Source organism: Azonexus hydrophilus (genome assembly GCF_001956855.1).
GTDB lineage: Bacteria > Pseudomonadota > Gammaproteobacteria > Burkholderiales > Rhodocyclaceae > Azonexus > Azonexus hydrophilus_A.
This window is the reverse complement of sequence record NZ_MTHD01000003.1, coordinates 322,073-339,461: the sequence shown is the minus strand read 5'-3', so window position 1 is coordinate 339,461 and position 17,389 is coordinate 322,073. Positions and strand designations below refer to the sequence as shown.

Genomic DNA, 17,389 nt, shown 5'->3' with positions numbered 1-17,389 from the left:
TTGCTGATACATTCTACTGGAGTCAGGCGCATGGCGATCACCGACTGGCCAACTCAGGAACGCCCCCGCGAGCGCCTGCTCGCCCTCGGCCCCCAGGCGCTTTCCGATGCCGAGTTGCTGGCCATCTATTTGCGTGTCGGCATTCGCGGCAAAAGCGCGGTCGATCTGGCTCGCGACCTGCTGCACCACAACGATGGCAAGCTCGGCAGCCTGGTCAGCGCCTCCGTCGAGCATCTGGCCACCGTGCCCGGTATCGGCAAGGCCAAGGCAGCCCAACTGAAGGCCAGTTTCGAACTGGCGCGGCGCGCCCTGAGCGAAGAGATGGCGGAACGTGACAATTTCGCCTCCCCGGGCAAGGTACGCGACTGGCTACGCCTCAAACTTGCCCACAGCCCGCACGAAGAATTCATGGCGTTGTGGCTGGATGCCCAGAACCGCCTCCTGCAAGCCGACATACTGTTCACCGGAACGCTGACCCAGACAGCCGTCTACCCGCGCGAGGTGGTCAAGATGGCCCTGATCCGGAATGCGGCCGGCGTCATTCTCGCCCACAACCACCCTTCCGGAATCGCCGAACCTTCACGCGCCGATGAACTGTTAACGACAAATTTGAAGCAGGCATTGGCCATGATTGATGTAAAATTGCTGGATCACTTCATCGTCGCCGGAAACGCCCTGCCGCTCTCTTTTGCCGAGCGCGGTCTGCTCTAGCGATAAAAAACACTTGATCAATGAAGGCCTTCCGGATAAAATCGCGGGCTTTCTTCTAGCCAATTCTGGAGCACCATCATGGCGCGAGTCTGCCAAGTAACGGGTAAAGGCCCGATGGTTGGGAACAACGTTTCCCACGCCAATAACAAAACGAAGCGCCGCTTCCTGCCGAATCTGCAGTATCGCCGCTTCTGGGTTGAAAGCGAAAACCGCTTCGTCCGTCTGCGCGTTTCCAACGCCGGCCTGCGCCTGATCGACAAGAAGGGCATCGATGCCATTCTGACCGATCTGCGTGCCCGCGGCGAAATCTAATCAAGAGGAACTGAAAAATGGCTAGCAAAGGCGGTCGCGAAAAGATCAAGCTGGAATCCACTGCGGGTACCGGTCACTTCTATACCACTTCCAAGAACAAGCGCACGACGCCTGAGAAGCTGGAATTCATGAAGTACGACCCGAAGGCCCGCAAGCATGTGGCCTACAAGGAAGTGAAGCTGAAGTAATCAGCTTTTTCCTTGCGACAAAACCCCGCCTTTCGGCGGGTTTTGTTTTTCTGGCATCCGGATTACCGCGTCACTCAGGCAAGCGCTTCACCTGCAGCAGCAACACGCAGTAAATCACGACCCCTGAAAACACCAGAAACGACCAGTTGGCCATCGACAGGCCGAGAAATATCCACTCCTTGCTCGTGCAGAATCCCGTCGCCAAGAACAGCGAAGGCCACTGCATGCCGAGCAGGTCAACCAGGCGCTCGATCAGGTTGGGATCGGTGAAACTGCACTCCGGCGCCAGATCCGGATAGGCCTGCATCCAAGTTTGAAAACCCGCCACGCCTGCACCAAGCAGCGCGAGGACGATGATTGCCACGGCCCAGAACGGCCCGGCCACCGGCAACAGGAAACCAAGCAGCGCCAAGGTACCGATGACCATGTAGAGCAAACGCTGGAAAATGCAATAGGGACAGGGGGCAAGACTAAGCAAATGCTGAAGCTGCATGCCGGCAACGGCAACCCCCAGACAACCCACCCCAAGTGCGGCAAACCAGGCCCGAATCGGATAACGCGAAATACACGCGGACAGGAACGCGGACATCAAAAAAACCTCCAAAATTAACAACACGACTAAACATCTCACAAATTCCTTGCAAAACCTCGACACTACCCGGCAAAATGTCACAAAAAGCCGCGAGACGGCAAATAATATTGCGGAGACGAGTTTTGCCCACCCCATCCAACCAACCGGATACTGCGCGCCTGCTCGCCCTGCTTGAGGCCTGCAGCCACCTGCGCCGGCATGCCGGCGACGAAGCGACAATGTTGCAGCAACAATGCCAGACGCTGGTCGAAACCGGCGGCTACCAGCGTGCCTGCATCAATTTACCAACGCGTGCAGAAGACCAGCCAATGCAGCCACTGCAGCAGGTAGCGGCGCATCCCGCCTGCGGTCAACCGGCAGCCAAAGGCAAAAACCGAACAACTCCAGGCGTGACCTTGAATTTGCCGCTCGGAGATGGCGACCACTCCGTTGGCGAATTGCGCATCGAGACGCGCGCGAAAGATTTTACCGCCGATGAACGGGTCGCTCTCGGCATCATCGCGAAAAACATCGGCGAGACGCTGAACCATTTGCGCCATGCCGTCGCCAACGGACACCTCGAATCCCGCCTGCGTCAGCTCTCCCGGGCACTCGAATCAAGTCTGAACGGGGTCATGATCACCTCATCCACGCAACTTGATCATCCCATCGTATACGTCAATCCGGCCTTCGAACGGATCACCGGCTATTCAGCCGACGAGGTCATCGGCATGAGCGGGCGCTTTCTCGTCCGCGACGACCTCAATCAGCGCGGCCTGGGCTCGATCCGCGAGGCCTTGCGCATGCGCCGTGAAGCGCACGCCGTCCTGCGTAACTACCGCAAGGACGGCTCACTGTTCTGGAACGAACTGTTCATTGCCCCAGTACGTGACGAAGGCGGCAGCATGACCACGCATTTCGTCAGCATCCTGAACGATGTCAGCGAACGCATCAGCTACGAACAGCAACTCGAATTCCAGGCCAACCACGACGCCTTGACCGGACTGGCCAACCGGAACCTGCTCAATGACCGCATCACCCAGGCGCTCGCCCAGGCACGTGCCGACAGCCTGCTGGTCGGCGTGCTGCTGCTCGACCTCGACCGCTTCAAGCTGATCAATGACGGGTTTGGCCATTCGCCAGCCAACGAACTGCTCAAATCTGTTGCCCAGCGTCTGAACCAGAGCGTGCGCGATACCGATACGGTCGCCCGCCTGGGGGGCGATGAGTTTGTCGTGGTCATTGGTCGCCTGCAATCCGCCGATGACCTGTCGATTGTTGCCGGCAAGATCCTGCGCTCGCTGAACCAGCCTTTCATCATGGAGGGCAAGGAAATATTCGTCACCGCCTCGGTCGGTGCTGCACTTTACCCCCGCGACGGCGACCACGGTGAAATCCTGCTGCGCAACGCCGATGTGGCGATGTACCGGGTCAAGGAGCATGGCCGCAATAACTATCGCTTCTATACGCCGGAAATGACCCACATGGCCATCGACCGACTGGACATGGAAGGGAATCTCCGACGCGCGCTCGAACGCGATGAACTGCTGGTCTATTACCAACCGCTGGTTGATTTCACGACCGGCCGGATAGTCGGCGCCGAAGCACTGGTACGCTGGCAACATCCGCGCATCGGCATGATCCAGCCGAGCGAGTTCATTCCGCTGGCTGAAGATACCGGCCTGATCATTCCTCTCGGACAACTGGTCCTTCGCCAGACATGTGCTGACATCAAGGCCTGGCAAGCCCTCGGCCTGCCGCCGGTGAAGATATCCCTCAACCTGTCTGCCCGCCAGTTCCGCCAGGACGACCTGTCCGCAACCATCCGCGAAGTACTCGACGAAATGGCCGTGGACGGCCACCTGCTGGCCTTCGAACTGACCGAAAGCATGGTCATGCACGATGTCGAGAATACGCTCGACACCCTGCGTGAGTTGAAGACGCTGGGCGCCACCATTTCGCTCGACGACTTTGGTACCGGCTACTCCAGTCTCTCCTACCTCAAGCGCTTCCCGATCGACACCCTGAAGATCGACCGCAGTTTCGTCCGCGACATCCACCACGACAACGACGATTCGGCCATTGCCCATGCAGTCATTGCGATGGCGCACAAACTGGGGATCAAGGTCATCGCCGAAGGCGTCGAGTGCGCGGCACAACTCGATCTGCTGCGAGAATTCGGCTGCGATGAATTGCAGGGCTACTTCTTCAGCCGGCCGGTGCCGGTCGAGGAATTCACACTGATGCTGAAGCAGGGGCGGTCACTGGCCGACCTCGCCGACACATGAAGAAAAAACTCCATTACGAGCACGTCGACCGCAAGAATCTTGCGGTCTACCTCGGCCAGCACGAAATTCTCTCGGCTGAAGCGAGTGATGGCAGCCACATCTACCGCTGCCTCGCCGGCCGCGAGGAAACACTGGTCATCGCGCTGCCCGACGGCAATGCGCTGATTGTCAGCTGCGAGTCGCAGGCGGCACTGGACCGCCGTCGCCTGGCTCGCTAAACTGCACGGATGACTACGCGCATCCTGCTTGTCGAAGACGACGAACGCCTGGCCGAACTGACGGCCGAATACCTCACCCGCAATGACCTGAGCGTCAGCATCGAGCCGCGCGGCGACGCCGCGGAAGCCCGCATCCTGACGGAACAGCCCGACCTGGTGATCCTCGACGTGATGCTGCCGGGCAAGGACGGTTTCGAAGTCTGCCGGGCAGTTCGCCAGCAATACCGCGGCGTGATCCTGATGCTGACGGCCCGTGACGAGGACTTCGACCAGATTCTCGGGCTCGAACTCGGCGCCGACGACTACATCGCCAAACCGGTTCAGCCACGCGTCCTGCTTGCCCGCATCAAGGCACTGCTCAGAAGACTGCCGGCGCCAGGCGAAAACGAATCCGGCGACAGTGAATCACAGACTTTCGGACAGTTCCGCATCAGCCAATCCACGCGCACGGCAACGCTGAACACGCAGCCGATCGACCTGACCACTGCCGAATTCGACCTGCTATGGCTGCTTGCCTCGCATGCCGGCAATGTCCTGTCACGCGACGATCTGCTGCAGGAACTGCGTGGTATCGGCTTCGACGGTCTGGATCGCTCGATCGATGCCCGTATCTCCCGACTGCGCAAGAAACTGAACGACGATCCGGAAAACCCCACCCGGATCAAGACGGTACGCGGCAAGGGCTACCTGTTCAGCAAGCATGACTGGAACTGATCCGGCCGCGGATAAAGCTGGAAAGCCAGCCAACCAGGGACTCGCCCGCTCTTTTTTCCGCGTCTCGCTACCGCGCTGGCGCGGTGGCCGCTACAGCCTGTCCAAGCTGTTCTTCAATTTCTACCTGCTGGCGATGGGCTCCTTCGTCGCCATCGCCTTCATTGCCGACTTCATCATCTCGACGGCCCAGCAGGGCATCACCGACGATTACGCACGCCGCTTCATGCGCGGCACGATCACGCTGATTGAAGATGAACTTTTCCGCTACCCGCGTCGCCAGTGGGAAAGCAAGATCAAGGAAATCGACGGCAAGTTCTATTACAAGCTGGGCATCGTCGAACGCCGCTCGCTGGACACCCGGCTGACCAGTGCCCAGGTCGAGAAACTCGACGCCGGCGATATCGCCATCGCCCACGACCATGACGTGATGTACAGCCGTCTGGGAACCAGCAGCAAGGTGCTCGTGGTCGGGCCACTGTCGGCCAGCCGCAATCCCGACGAACACAAGGAGCGCCTGCCGCTCGACCTGCGCCTGCGCCTGCTCACCTGGAGCCTGATCGGCGTCATTTTCGCCATCGCCCTGTGGTTCTGGGTTCGGCCGGTATGGCGCGACCTGGAGACGCTGCGGCAAACCGCCCGCGACCTGGGTGATGGCAATTTCGACGCCCCCACACCTGCGGTTCACACCCAGTTGTTCGCACCTCTGGCCGATACCCTGAACAGCATGACTGAGCGCGTCCGCCAGTTGCTGGCCACTCATCGCGAGCTCTCCTGCGGCATTTCCCATGAATTGCGTACGCCGATCGCGCGCATGCGTTTTGCCCTGGAAATGCTCTCCGGAACCGACGAACTGGCAGAACGGCAACGCCTGTGGGCGATGATGGAAGCCGATCTCGATGAACTCGACCAGTTGATCGACACCAGCCTGACCTACGCGCGCTTCGAGCGCGAAGCACCGGAAGCCCATTTCTCCAGCGTCCGCTTCGCCGACTGGCTGAGCGACGAAGTCGATTCGGTGCGCTTGCTCGGACGACAACTCAATGTCACGGTCGACACCACTCAATTGCCGGAAAACCTGTGCGTCGATCTCGACCGGAAGGCCATGCCCTACGCCCTGCGCAATCTGTTGCGCAATGCCTTCAAATACGCGAGCCAGGAGATCAGGGTGAGCGCCGAACTGCTCGGCGAGCAGATTGCCATCCATGTTGATGATGACGGTATCGGCATTCCCGAAGACGAACGCGAACACGTGTTCTCCGCCTTCACCCGCCTCGACCGCTCGCGCGACCGCTCCACCGGTGGCTACGGCCTGGGCCTGGCCATTGCCCGGCGAGTTCTCGAACTGCATGGCGGTACGGCAGTTGCCGGCAGCTCGCCACTGGGTGGCGCACGCTTCACGCTGCGCTGGCAAGCGCACCAGTAAGTCTGACGTTACACAACGTCATTTAACCGCGCAGCGCAGTTACCCGCGAGCCACGCTTGCGCAACAGTCAGATTGTGCCTTCCTCCCTAGAATTCGGGTCATGACAACGCAACAAGCCCGAGAAGAGGAGAACAAAATGATTGAAATGAATATCAAGGCATTCATGGCCGCCGCCCGCACCTACCTGCTGGAACTGATGCCGGCGCCGCAAGCCCGCCTCGCAACGATTCCCGTTCGAAACCGGCACTGATGTCCCTGCCGGACGATCTTCCGATCAGCCAGAGCCTGGCCGTATTCTTTGGCGTGACCGGTTTTGAATGGCTGACCGAGGGCCGCACCGAGCTTTTCAATGCCCTGGCCATTGCGCTCGCTTCCGGCATCGCCATCTTCATCGTCCGTCGCTGGCTGCACAAACGACAACGCAACGAACACTGAACCCCTCCTCTTCCCGCCTCACGGCGGGATTTTTTTGCGCTTATTCCCGGCTCAGCCAGAACAATGCGGCAATCGTCTTGGCATCGGTGATGCGCCCATCGAATACCGCCTGTCGGGCTGCCTCCGGTGACATCTCGATCAGTTCCAGGAATTCGTTGTGATCCAACTCCTGCGTACCTGCCACATGCAGGTCGCGCGCAAGGAATATTTCTATCCGCTCGTCGGAATAACCAATGCATGGGTGCATGACCCCGAGATGCTCCCAGGTATCGGCGACATAACCTGTCTCCTCACGCAATTCCCGCTTTGCCGTATCGATCAGCGCCTCGCCGGCATCGATCTTCCCCGCCGGCAATTCGAGAAAGACCTGACGCAGCGGGTAACGGAACTGCCGTTCGAAAAGCAGATTGCCATTGGGCAGGAATGCCAGCACGACCACCGCACCGGGATGGAGGATGTATTCCCGCACCGACTCCTTGCCATCAGGGAGTCGTACACGATCCTTCCGGACATTCAGCAGAACCCCCTGGAATACGGATTCGGACGTAATTTCGGACTCGATCAGATGATCATCGTGGGACATTCGCTCACTCCTCAAATGAAAACGCCCCGACAGTGCGGGGCGTTTCTGGCAAAGATGTTCCGACCTCAGAGCGAACGCAGCAAGGCGTAGGCGCAGAGCGACATGATCACCTGCGGAAACAGACCGAGCGCAGCAACGGCCAGACCGTTGGCCGAGATCAGGATACGCATGTTCATGCTGGCCGAAATCGGCGTCTCGTCTTCCGGTACATCGAAATACATCAGCTTGACGACGCGCAGATAGTAGAAGGCGCCAATCAGCGAGAACAGCACCGCCACGATTGCCAGCCAGAGGTAATCAGCAGCAACAACGGCCTGCAGCACCGAGAACTTGGCGAAGAAACCGATGAAGAACGGCACACCGGCCATCGAGAACATGATCATCAGCATGATGCCGGCAAACCACGGACTGCGCTTGTTCAGGCCCTTGTAATCATCGAGGTTCTCGGCTTCGAAGCCGGCGCGCGACATCAGCAGGATCATGCCGAAGGCGCCCGTCGTCATTAGCACATAGGCGATGACGTAGAACATCGAGGAACTGTAGGCATTGAGCGCGTAGCGGGCATCACCGCCAACCACGCCGGTGACGATGCCAAGCAGCATGAAACCCATATGGGAGATTGCAGAGTAAGCCAGCATGCGCTTGAGATTGGTCTGGGCAATGGCAGCCAGGTTGCCGATGGCCATCGACAGCACGGACAGGATGATCAGCATGCCCTGCCAGTCCTGGGCCAGCGTGATCAGGCCGCTGACCAGCAGGCGCATGACGATGGCGAAGGCTGCCAGCTTCGGGGCGGAGCCAATGAGCAGCGTCACCGGCGTCGGGGCGCCGTGATAGACGTCCGGAATCCACATGTGGAAGGGCACGACACCCAGCTTGAACGCCAGACCGGAGACCAGGAAGACCAGTCCGAAGATCAGGACCATCTTGTTGCTCTCGCCGTTGTACAACGTTTCGGCCAGTTCGGTGATTTCCAGCGTGCCGGTGGCACCGTAGATCATCGACATGCCGTAGAGCAGCATGCCGGATGCCAACGCGCCGAGTACGAAATACTTCATTGCGGCCTCGGTCGACGCCAGCGAGTCGCGGTTCATCGCGACCATTGCGTACAGCGACAGCGACAGCAGTTCGAGACCGACGTAGATGGTAACGAAGTTGTTCGCCGAGATCATCACCATCATGCCCAAGGTCGCGAACAGTGCGAGCACGTAGTACTCACCCTTGTTCATGTTCGGCCGGTCGAGGAGATAGGTACGCGAGTAGAACAGGACGACAATCATCGTCATGTATACGAACAGCTTCAGCAGATCCGACATCATGTCATCGACGAACATGTTGCTGAAGGTGTAGGTGATCTCGCCACTGCTGGTATAGATCTGGATCGCCGCACAGCCGATCAGCGTCAGCTGGGTCAGCACGAAGGTCGCAGTGCGTCGGTTGTCCTTGACGAACAGGTCGATCATCAAGATGGCCATGGCCATCGTCGCCAGAAAAATCTCCGGCGCAGCGGGCAGGAAGTCAGGAATAACGAAATTGTCGAACATGTCGGCTACCGTTTATTGAATCTTGCTGACGGCCACGTGACGCAGCAGGTCGTTGACCGAGGCGTGCATGACTTCGGTGAAAGGTTGCGGATACAGGCCCATCCACAGCGTACACAGCGCCAGCACGCCAAGTATGGCGAACTCGCGTCCATTGATATCCGTCAGGTCGGCAACGTGCTTGTTGGCCACGTCGCCGAAAATCACGCGCTTGTACATCCACAGCGAATAGGCGGCACCGAGGATCAGCGAGGTTGCTGCCAGGACGGCAACCCAGAAGTTGAACTTGACCGCGGCCAGGATGACCATGAATTCACCGACAAAGCCTGAAGTCGCCGGCAGACCGGCGTTGGCCATCGAGAACAGCATGAACAGCGCGGCGAACTTCGGCATGGTGTTGACCACACCGCCGTAATCGGCGATCTGGCGACTGTGCATGCGGTCATACATGACACCGATACAGAAGAACATGGCACCGGAAACGAAGCCGTGGGAGATCATCTGGACCAGCGCACCTTCGATGGCCAGCGCGCTGAACATGAAGAAGCCCAGCGTCACGAAACCCATGTGGGCGATCGAGGAATAAGCGACCAGCTTCTTCATGTCGGCCTGGACTAGGGCAACGAAGCCGATGTAGACGACAGCGATCAGCGACAGCGCGATGACCAGACCGGACAGTTCATGCGAGGCATCCGGTGCGATCGGCAGCGAGAAGCGCAGGAAACCGTAGGCACCAAGCTTCAGACCGATCGCCGCGAGCACGATGGAACCGCCGGTCGGCGCTTCGACGTGGGCGTCCGGCAACCAGGTATGCACCGGCCACATCGGCACCTTCACGGCGAAAGCGATCAGGAAGGCCAGGAAGATCCAGATCTGCGGCACCAGATCGATCGGCAGCTTGTGCCAGTCGAGGATCGAGAAGCTGCCGCCGGACTGGAAGAACAGGTACATCTGGGCGACCAGGAAGAGTAGCGAACCGAACAGCGTGTAGAGGAAGAACTTGAACGCGGCATAGACGCGGTTGGCACCGCCCCACACACCGATGATCAGGTAAAGCGGGATCAGCGAGGCCTCGAAGAAGACGTAGAACAGGATGCCGTCGAGCGAGCTGAAGATGCCGTTCATCAGACCGGACATGATCAGGAAAGCGGCCATATACTGGGCAACCTTGTTCTGGATCACTTCCCAGCCGGCGACAACGACGATGATCGTGATGAAGGCATTCAGGATCACGAACAGCATCGAGATACCATCGACGCCGAGGTGGTAGTTGATGTTGAAGCGGGGAATCCAGCCATGCAATTCGACGAACTGCATGCCCCCCTGGGCGACATCGAAACCGGCCCAGAGCGGAATGGTGACAAGAAAGCCGGCGACTGCGCCAAACAGCGCGAGCATTCGGGCCAACGGCGCATTCCGGTCACCACCGGTCAGCAGGACAATGAAGCCTGCGACGATGGGAATCCAGATGGCGAGAGATAGCAGCGGGTAATTCGACATGTTATTCCTTGCTGTTCTACGAGCTATTCAGGCTATGCGCGGTTGATCCACAAGGTCATCAGCCCGAGCAGGCCGATGATCATCGCGAATGCGTAGTGATAAACAAAACCGGTCTGGAACAGGCGGCTGATCGTAGCCACCCAGCCAACCAGCCTGGCCGACCCATTGACGATCAGGCCATCGATGATCCCGACGTCGCCACCGCGCCACAGGGCCTTGCCCAGTACGCGTGCGCCACCGGCAAAGACGAACTCGTTGATCTTGTCGAAATAGTATTTGTTCTCCAGCAGCGTGTTGACCGCAGAAAAACGACGCTGGATGGCTGCCGGGATGTCCGGACGCTTCATGTAGAAGAACCACGACAGCACCACGCCGGCCAGCGCCAGATAGAACGGCGGCGTCGAGAAGGCGTGCAGGCCCATCGCGGCGGCACCATGGAAATGTTCGAGGAATTGCGACAGCGCCGGGTGGGCCACGCTATCGACGTGGATGACACCCTTGAAATAGTCGCCAGCCACCATCGGGCCAATACCGATATAACCGATGATCACCGACGGTATCGCCAGCAGCACCAGCGGCAGCGTCACCACCCAGGGGGTTTCGTGCGGCTTCTGACCCGGCGCCAGACCATGGTGATGATCGCCATGATCGTCGTCATGGTGCGCATCGTGGCCGTGGGCTGCCTTGCCGAAACGCTCTTCGCCGTGGAACACGAGGAAGTACATCCGGAAGGAATAGAACGCGGTGACGAAAACACCAGCCAGCACAGCAAAATAGGCGAAACCGGAACCCGGGATGTTCGAGAACTTCACCGCCTCGATGATCGAATCCTTGGAATAAAACCCAGCCAGGAAAGGCGTGCCGATCAGGGCCAGCGAACCGATCAGCGAGGTGATCCAGGTGATCGGCATGTACTTGCGCAGGCCGCCCATGTTGCGGATGTCCTGGTCGTGGTGCATGCCGATGATCACCGAGCCGGCGGCAAGGAACAGCAGTGCCTTGAAGAAGGCGTGCGTCATCAGGTGGAAGATCGCCACCGAGTAGGCCGAAGCACCGAGGGCGACGGTCATGTAGCCGAGCTGCGACAGCGTCGAGTAGGCAACGACGCGCTTGATGTCGTTCTGGATGATGCCGAGGAAACCCATGAACAGCGCGGTGATCGCCCCGATGATGATGACGAAGGACAGGGCCGTCGTCGACAGTTCGAACAGCGGCGAAGTACGGGCGACCATGAAGATGCCGGCGGTAACCATGGTTGCCGCGTGGATCAGTGCCGAGATCGGCGTCGGGCCTTCCATCGAGTCCGGCAGCCAGACGTGCAGCGGCACTTGCGCCGACTTGCCCATGGCACCGATGAACAGGCAGATGCAGGTGACCGTCATCAGCGACCACTGCTGATCACCCCAGATGTTGATCGTGGCGCTGGCGAACTCCGGCGCTTTGGCGAACACGGTGGCGTAGTCGAGCGAACCGAAGTGGGCCAGCACCAGGCCGATGCCGAGGATGAAGCCAAAGTCGCCGACGCGGTTGACCAGGAAGGCCTTCATGTTGGCGAAGATCGCCGTCGGCCGGGTGTACCAGAAGCCGATCAGCAGGTAGGAAACCAGGCCGACTGCTTCCCAGCCGAAGAACAGCTGCATGAAGTTGTTGGCCATCACCAGCATCAGCATCGAGAAGGTGAACAACGAAATGTAGCTGAAGAAGCGGTTGTAACCCGGGTCTTCCTGCATGTAACCGATGGTGTAGATATGCACCATCAGCGAGACGAAGGTGACGACCAGCATCATCGTCGCAGTCAGCGTATCGATCAGGAAACCGACCTCGAAGGTGTATTCGCCGCTGGTCATCCAGGTGTAAACCGTACCGTTGAAGGTATTGCCGGCCATGACGTCCTGGAAAACCAGGACCGAGGCGATGAACGAAATGGCGACACCGGCGATGGTGGCCGTATGAGCAACCCAGCGGGGGATGATGCGGCAGAACAGGCCGGCGATCATGGCGCCGATCAGCGGCGCCAGCGGGATGAGCAGATAGAGCTTTTGCATTTCCATGATTAACCCTTCAGGCTGCCCAGGTCATCCACATGGATGCTCTTGAGGTTGCGGAACAACACGATCAGGATGGCCAGACCGATGGCTGCTTCGGCTGCGGCCACTGCAAGAATGAAGAAAACGAAGACCTGCCCGGAGAGATCGCCGAGGAAGTGCGAAAAGGCCACGAAATTCATGTTGACCGCAAGAAGCATCAACTCGATAGCCATCAGCAGCACGATCAGGTTCTTGCGGTTGAGGAAGATGCCGACGACGGCAATCGCAAACAGGATTGCGCCGAGGATCAGGAAATGCGAGAGGGAAAGAGTTAGCATTGGCCGCCCCGGGATCAATCTTTTTCAACAGGCATCTGCAGGACGCGCATGCGATCCTTGGCCTTGACGAAAACCTGCTGGTTGGGATTCGAGATCTTCGACTTCTTGACCCCGCGGAAAGTCAGGACCACCGCAGCGATCATGCCGACCAGAAGGATCACCGCCGCCAGCTCGAAGGGGAATACGTAGTCGGTCACCAACAGTGCGCCGATTTCCTTGGTGTTCGAAACACCGCTCGGCACGACGGCTTCACTGATCGGCACCTGGAAGTACTTGCTGCCCAGCACCAGGCCCATTTCCAGGACCATCAGCAGGCCGAGAACGGCGCCCAGCGGCAGATAGTTCCAGAAGCCCTCGCGGATCCGGTCCATGTTGATGTCCAGCATCATCACGACGAAGAGGAAGAGCACCATAACCGCGCCGACGTAGACAACGATCAGCGCGATGGCCAGAAACTCCGCCTGCAACATCAGCCAGAGACCACCGGTGGTGAAGAAGGCCAGCATCAGGTGCAGTGCCGCATAGACCGGGTTGCGGGCAGTGATCACGCGCAAGGCGGCGAAAATCAGGATCGCCGAGAGGAAGAAGAAAACTGCGGTTTGAAAATCCATTACAGGCACCTGTTAGCGGTAAGGCGCGTCGAGCGCGCGATCTTCGGCGATTTCCGCCTCGTAGCGGTCGCCGTTGGCCAGCAGCATCTGCTTGGTGTAGTAAAGATCACCGCGCTTCTCGCCGTGATATTCGAACACCCGCGTTTCGACAACGGCATCGACCGGACAGGCTTCTTCGCAGAACCCGCAGAAGATGCACTTGGTCAGATCGATGTCGTAACGCGTCGTGCGCCGCGAACCGTCGTCGCGTGGCTCGGCCTCGATGGTAATGGCCATGGCCGGACAGATCGCCTCACACAACTTGCAGGCAATGCAGCGCTCCTCCCCGTTCGGATAACGGCGCAAGGCATGCAGGCCGCGGAAACGGAAACTCTGCGGCGTCTTCTCTTCCGGATACTGGACGGTGATCTTGCGGGCAAAGAAATACTTGCCCGTGACCGACATGCCCTTCAGCAACTCCTTGAGGAAGAGGCTGTTGAAGACTTCCTTCATCGAACCCATTGTTCTCTCCTCAATTCCAGATGTTCAGCGGTGTGATCATCCACACGCCGACGATGATGACCCAGAAGAAGCACAGGGGCAGGAAGACCTTCCAGCCAAGACGCATCAGCAGATCGTAGCGATAGCGCGGGAACGTGGCACGGAACCAGAGGAACAGCAGCAGCACGAAGGACATCTTCGCGAACATCCAGAGGATGCCGTCCGGCAGGAAACCCACCGGCGACAGCCAGCCTCCGAGAAAGAGGATGGACGTCAGCGCCGCAATCAGGATCATGTTGGCGTATTCGGCCAGGAAGAACAGCGCGAAGGCCATGCCGGAGTATTCAACGTGGAAGCCGGCAACGATTTCCGATTCGCCTTCGGCGATGTCGAACGGTGCCCGGTTCAGTTCGGCCGTCCCCGAAATCAGGTAAACCAGGAACATCGGCAGCAGCGGCAGCCAGTTCCAGGACAGGAAGCCCAGCCCCATGTCAGCGAACTGTCCGCGCGACTGGCCGTTGACGATCTCGACCAGATTCAGGCTGCCGGCCACCATCAGGACGGTGATCAGGGCAAAACCCATGGCAATTTCGTAGGACACCATCTGCGCCGCTGAACGCATCGCGCCAAGGAAGGCGTACTTGGAATTCGACGCCCAGCCGGACAGGATGATGCCGTATACGCCCATCGACGTGATGGCCAGGATGTAAAGCAGACTGGCATCAATGTTCGCCAGCACCAGGCTGTCGGTGAAGGGAATCACCGCCCACGCGGCCAGCGCCGGAGCGATGGCCAGCATCGGGGCGATGATGAAGACCGCCTTGCTGGAACCGCTGGGAACAATGATTTCCTTGAGCAGCAGCTTCAAACCGTCAGCGATCGGCTGGATCAGGCCCCAGGGTCCGACCCGGTTCGGGCCGATACGCTGCTGCATGTAACCGATGACCTTGCGTTCGAAGTAGGTCAGGTAGGCAACGCCCAGCATCAGCGGTGCCACGATCAGAACGATCTTGATCAGGGTCCAGACGGCCGGCCAGACGCCACCGAATATTCCCTGTCCGAAATTCATCAGTGCGTCCATTTATGCACGCTCCACGGTAATTTCGCCGAACATCGCGCCCAGCATGGCGGTTGTCGGATGGGCGGCAGCCACGCGAACGCAGTTCGCCGGCACCTTGTCGTCAAGCTGCACCATCAGTTGGGCAACGCCCTCTCCCTGACGGACCTTTGCCTGTTCGCCGGCAACCAGACCGAGAGCGGCCAGGGTCCCGGCACTGGCACGCAGCATGGGCGCCCGCGCATCAGCAGTCTGCAACAGCGCTGGCGCGCGCCGGGCCATGGGATCGGCAAAGTGGATGGGCACGTCGGCAATCCGCTCCAGTGCAGCCACCGGCGCAGCCGGCAAGGACAGCAGCAGATCATTGACGTCATTGCTCAGACCGGGCACGAACTCAACGCCCTGGCCGATCACCGCATCGCGGACCTCTTCGCTCGACTGGTAGTCGAAACCTTCGAAATTCAGCACATTGCCAAGAACGCGCAGGATTTTCCAGGCCGGGCGTGCATCGCCGCGGGCCTTGACCACCCCGTTGAAGGACTGGACGCGACCTTCGATATTGACGAAGGTACCGGAGGTTTCCGTGTAGGGCGCAATCGGCAACATCACGTCGGCGTATTCAAGTGCCGGATCGTTCTTGAAGGCAGACATGCAGACCACCAGCGATGCCTGTCTGAGTGCGGCGATCGCCAGCTGCGGATTGGCGCAGTCGAATTCCGGCTCGATACCCATCAGCACGTAGGCCTTGCGCGGCTGCTCGAACATCGTGCGCGCATTTGCGCCGGACGGCAGGGCCCAGGCGACGTGTGCACCGACCGTGTTCGCGCCTTCGCCAAGGAAACCGACGCTGGCACCGGTCAGACGACCGAGCTCGAGCGCCAGCAGGTGAATCCGGGTGGCGTCAGCCGACTGGGTGGCGACATTGCCAAGGAAGACGGCACGTTTTTCCCCATCGAGCAGGCTGGCGGCAATCCGGCAGGACGTGTCGCACGTCTGCACATTTTCCAGACCTGCCGGGACGGCCTGGCCCTTGGCTTCGGCCGCAGCCCTGACCACGGCCGCCAGCGCAAAGACCAATTGCGACGGCGCGACGCTCAGGTTGGCGTGCAGGTTGATCAGTTGATCGTCGGCAGTCACCGACAGCATGCTGACCTTGGTATATTTTTTTGCTGCCTGGCGCAGGCGCTGGGCGATCAGCGGGTGATCCTTGCGCAGGAATGAACCGACCACCAGCGCTGCATCGAGATCCTTGATGTCGGCCAGGCGCATGCCCAGCCACGGTGCGCCGGCACGCTTGAAATCGGAACCGAAGTCGGACTGGCGCGGACGGAAATCGATATTGCCGCTACCGAGCCCCTTCATCAGCTTGCCGAGCAGGTAAAGCTCCTCGACGGTGGAAGATTGGGCTGCCAGCGCGGCAACAGCGTCACCGCCATGCTCACGGGCGACATCCTTGAGGCCGTGGGCGACATAATCGAGCGCAACGTTCCACTCGACCTCGCGCCACCCCCCCCCCTGTTTGACCATCGGCCGCGTCAGGCGGGCATCGGAGCTCAGGGCCTGGTAGGCAAAACGTTCCTTGTCGGAAATCCAGCACTCATTGACTGCGTCGTTTTCACGCGGCAACACGCGCATCACGTTGTCGTGCTTGACCTGGACGACCAGATTGGCACCGACCGAATCGTGCGGGCTGATCGACTTGCGCCGTTGCAGTTCCCACGAGCGGGCGGTGTAGCGGAAGGGCTTGGACGTCAGCGCGCCGACCGGGCACAGATCGATCATATTGCCCGACAATTCGGAGTCGACCGTACGACCGACGAAGGTCATGATCTCCGAATGCATGTTCCGGTTGGCCATCCCCAATTCCATGACGCCAGCGACTTCCTGACCGAAACGGACGCAACGCGTGCAGTGAATGCAGCGGCTCATTTCCTGCATCGAAATCAGCGGGCCGACATCCTTGTGGAAGACGACATGCTTTTCTTCGGTGTAGCGGCTCTTCATCGGACCGTAACCGACCGACATGTCCTGCAGCTGGCATTCGCCGCCCTGATCACAGATCGGACAATCAAGCGGGTGATTGATCAGCAGGAATTCCATCACGCCCTTCTGCGCCTTGACGGCCAGATCGGAGTGCGTGAATACCTTCATGCCGTTGGTCACCGGAGTCGCGCACGCGGGCAGTGGCTTCGGCGCCTTTTCCACCTGGACGAGACACATCCGGCAGTTGGCGGCAATGGAAAGTTTCTTGTGGTAGCAGAAGTGCGGAATATAGACACCCAACTGCTGCGCGGCGTCCATCACCGTGCTGCCATCGGGCACTTGCGCCTTCTTGCCGTCGATTTCGATTTCTAGCATGTCGCTACCTTGTAGCCAGTTCTTTCGTAACTAA

18 protein-coding genes are annotated in these 17,389 nt (G+C 59.5%); 8 read left to right on the top strand and 10 right to left on the bottom strand.

The features are described from left to right. Window positions 1-30: 30 nt before the first annotated feature. The 3 genes from radC (at window position 31) to rpmG (ending at window position 1,211) form a co-directional block, all read left to right on the top strand. Entirely contained in the window at window positions 31-711 is a 681-nt protein-coding gene (radC, locus tag BJN45_RS10325) for a RadC family protein (RefSeq protein WP_076094889.1), read from the top strand. A 78-nt stretch (window positions 712-789) separates the two neighbouring features. Further along, window positions 790-1,023, top strand: a complete 234-nt coding sequence (rpmB, locus tag BJN45_RS10320) for a 50S ribosomal protein L28 (RefSeq protein ID WP_028994602.1) — start codon at window positions 790-792, stop codon at window positions 1,021-1,023. 17 nt (window positions 1,024-1,040) lie between these two features. Beyond that, window positions 1,041-1,211: a 50S ribosomal protein L33 gene (rpmG, locus tag BJN45_RS10315; protein WP_028994601.1), complete on the top strand. Its 171-nt coding sequence runs from the start codon at window positions 1,041-1,043 to the stop codon at window positions 1,209-1,211. Window positions 1,212-1,281: 70 nt separating this feature from the next. Here rpmG and BJN45_RS10310 read toward each other — a convergent pair whose 3' ends face one another. Further along, entirely contained in the window at window positions 1,282-1,827 is a 546-nt protein-coding gene (locus BJN45_RS10310) for a disulfide bond formation protein B (protein ID WP_240494544.1), read from the bottom strand. Between the two features lie 98 nt (window positions 1,828-1,925). On the opposite strand from BJN45_RS10310, the gene BJN45_RS10305 reads away from it, so the two are divergent. The 5 genes from BJN45_RS10305 to BJN45_RS10285 all read left to right on the top strand — a co-directional run bounded on the left by BJN45_RS10305 (window position 1,926) and on the right by BJN45_RS10285 (window position 6,860). Then, the gene (locus BJN45_RS10305) at window positions 1,926-4,070 is read left to right on the top strand and encodes a putative bifunctional diguanylate cyclase/phosphodiesterase (RefSeq protein WP_076094886.1); all 2,145 of its coding nucleotides are present in this window, start codon (window positions 1,926-1,928) and stop codon (window positions 4,068-4,070) included. After that, window positions 4,067-4,288 carry a hypothetical protein gene (locus BJN45_RS10300; protein ID WP_076094883.1) on the top strand — a complete coding sequence of 74 codons (222 nt, stop codon included), beginning with the start codon at window positions 4,067-4,069 and terminating at the stop codon, window positions 4,286-4,288. Before BJN45_RS10305 ends, BJN45_RS10300 begins: the two co-directional genes overlap by 4 nt. A 9-nt stretch (window positions 4,289-4,297) precedes the next feature. Next, window positions 4,298-5,002: a winged helix-turn-helix domain-containing protein gene (locus tag BJN45_RS10295; protein ID WP_076094881.1), complete on the top strand. Its 705-nt coding sequence runs from the start codon at window positions 4,298-4,300 to the stop codon at window positions 5,000-5,002. Next, a complete protein-coding gene (locus BJN45_RS10290; RefSeq protein ID WP_076094879.1) occupies window positions 4,989-6,425 on the top strand; it encodes an ATP-binding protein in 1,437 nt (478 codons plus the stop codon). Before BJN45_RS10295 ends, BJN45_RS10290 begins: the two co-directional genes overlap by 14 nt. Window positions 6,426-6,674: 249 nt before the next feature. Continuing rightward, window positions 6,675-6,860 carry a hypothetical protein gene (locus tag BJN45_RS10285; RefSeq protein WP_076094876.1) on the top strand — a complete coding sequence of 62 codons (186 nt, stop codon included), beginning with the start codon at window positions 6,675-6,677 and terminating at the stop codon, window positions 6,858-6,860. 40 nt (window positions 6,861-6,900) lie between these two features. Here the strand turns inward: BJN45_RS10285 and BJN45_RS10280 are convergent, their stop codons facing one another. From BJN45_RS10280 to nuoG, 9 genes are all read right to left on the bottom strand, one after another. After that, window positions 6,901-7,443, bottom strand: coding sequence for an NUDIX domain-containing protein (locus tag BJN45_RS10280; RefSeq protein WP_076094874.1), 543 nt, complete (start codon window positions 7,441-7,443; stop codon window positions 6,901-6,903). A 65-nt stretch (window positions 7,444-7,508) separates the two neighbouring features. Next, window positions 7,509-8,987, bottom strand: a complete 1,479-nt coding sequence (gene nuoN / locus BJN45_RS10275; RefSeq protein WP_076094872.1) for an NADH-quinone oxidoreductase subunit NuoN — start codon at window positions 8,985-8,987, stop codon at window positions 7,509-7,511. A gap of 12 nt (window positions 8,988-8,999) precedes the next feature. Then, a complete protein-coding gene (locus tag BJN45_RS10270) occupies window positions 9,000-10,484 on the bottom strand; it encodes an NADH-quinone oxidoreductase subunit M (protein WP_076094870.1) in 1,485 nt (494 codons plus the stop codon). 32 nt (window positions 10,485-10,516) lie between these two features. Then, a complete protein-coding gene (gene nuoL, locus BJN45_RS10265; RefSeq protein WP_430793421.1) occupies window positions 10,517-12,535 on the bottom strand; it encodes an NADH-quinone oxidoreductase subunit L in 2,019 nt (672 codons plus the stop codon). Between the two features lie 2 nt (window positions 12,536-12,537). Then, on the bottom strand, window positions 12,538-12,849 hold the full coding sequence (gene nuoK / locus BJN45_RS10260; protein WP_028994591.1) for an NADH-quinone oxidoreductase subunit NuoK: 312 nt from the start codon (window positions 12,847-12,849) through the stop codon (window positions 12,538-12,540). A gap of 14 nt (window positions 12,850-12,863) precedes the next feature. Continuing rightward, window positions 12,864-13,460 (bottom strand): NADH-quinone oxidoreductase subunit J, encoded by a 597-nt coding sequence (locus BJN45_RS10255; protein WP_076094864.1) that lies wholly within the window; start codon window positions 13,458-13,460, stop codon window positions 12,864-12,866. Between the two features lie 12 nt (window positions 13,461-13,472). After that, on the bottom strand, window positions 13,473-13,961 hold the full coding sequence (gene nuoI / locus BJN45_RS10250; protein WP_076094862.1) for an NADH-quinone oxidoreductase subunit NuoI: 489 nt from the start codon (window positions 13,959-13,961) through the stop codon (window positions 13,473-13,475). Between the two features lie 10 nt (window positions 13,962-13,971). Further along, the gene (gene nuoH, locus BJN45_RS10245) at window positions 13,972-15,021 is read right to left on the bottom strand and encodes an NADH-quinone oxidoreductase subunit NuoH (protein WP_076094860.1); all 1,050 of its coding nucleotides are present in this window, start codon (window positions 15,019-15,021) and stop codon (window positions 13,972-13,974) included. Then, on the bottom strand, window positions 15,022-17,355 hold the full coding sequence (gene nuoG, locus BJN45_RS10240; protein WP_076094858.1) for an NADH-quinone oxidoreductase subunit NuoG: 2,334 nt from the start codon (window positions 17,353-17,355) through the stop codon (window positions 15,022-15,024). It abuts the gene before it with no gap. Window positions 17,356-17,389 lie beyond the last annotated feature (34 nt).